Origin of the sequence: Aeromonas simiae, assembly GCF_000820125.1 — a bacterium.
Lineage (GTDB): Bacteria > Pseudomonadota > Gammaproteobacteria > Enterobacterales > Aeromonadaceae > Aeromonas > Aeromonas simiae.
This window is the reverse complement of sequence record NZ_CDBY01000095.1, coordinates 1-1,172: the sequence shown is the minus strand read 5'-3', so window position 1 is coordinate 1,172 and position 1,172 is coordinate 1. Positions and strand designations below refer to the sequence as shown.

Annotated in this window: 1 protein-coding gene; it reads right to left on the bottom strand. The window is 42.9% G+C overall.

The features are described 5' to 3' along the window. Positions 1-3: 3 nt before the first annotated feature. Entirely contained in the window at positions 4-333 is a 330-nt protein-coding gene (locus tag BN1134_RS19850; protein ID WP_156991871.1) for a hypothetical protein, read from the bottom strand. Between the last annotated feature and the right edge of the window lie 839 nt (positions 334-1,172).

Genomic DNA, 1,172 nt, shown 5'->3' with positions numbered 1-1,172 from the left:
TAATCATGGGTAATCAGGTATCCTAATCATCCAGTCACGAATGTAATCGTTCGGTGTGGATAATGGTGATGATAACTTAAATGCATCTCTGGTGAGGTCTGAGCCTCGGCATGATATGACGATTGAATCGGGTTGTTCCTCAGTTATGACACCAAAAATTCTTTTTATTAATGCTGACTTTCCTACACCTTTTCGAGCTGTAGTTATAAGTACTCGTTTATTACAGTTTAATTGGTTCTTAAATCCATTTTGCTCAACAAAATATGATGCCAGCTCTTTCTGTGTTGCATCATCACCCGCTTCGTTTCCGAAGTCAAAATCTTTTAATGGCATAAACATTTCCTTTAATAATTTATGAATGATATGGTGATATAATTATCTTTGGTTATTTAGAGTCTGGTTGTAGAATTTTTGGTGGTGTCATAGCTATATTGGTAGGTATTTTATCGGTACTATGTTGCTCGCTGAATTAACTGTTCCCTTAACAAGTTTCGTTGATTTTAAAATAATATAGTTTTCATTGTTTATTAGAATCGACGAAATGAGAAATATTTTCAACTATATACAGAATAAATAACTATAGTAGTAATTTTATTAGAAAAAGAAGCAGGTTAGCCCAATCTGCACGCTCATTAGCAAATAGTCGACAAGAAGGGTATATATATCGAATTGACAGGAATAAAGGTGGGCGCGATCAATATCGTTAATCGCTGCTTGGAATCTACTCTTGATATATGTAACCCTCATTCCGAGGAGAGAGCTATCTATCGTGATTGGAGGTGATTTGGAAAAGCGACGCTACCGCCCCTGAATTACCGCTTCCAGAGTGCGCCAATCACCAACCGGGGCAGGGCCCCAGTCCAGTCCTTTGGGCACCAGATGGCTATCCTATTGGGCCAGGGTTCAGGCTGTCGAGCAGTTTTACTACGTGATCTGTCACTTGTGCGCAATATTTGAGGCAGTTCAAAAAGTGAGGGGTGACAAGTGGCGAAGAAATCGCCGTTTTACGGGGGCTGCGTCGCTCTGGTGGCTCAAGGGCGCAGAGGATTGAGGGGCGGGGACTCTGACCGGGGAGGGCCAGAGGGCGGCAGGGCTTACGGTTGGGTGGCGATATAAAGTGGCGGTGTAAAAGCAGACCGAGGGCGCCTTAAGGGGCGCCCATCTTTGATGGC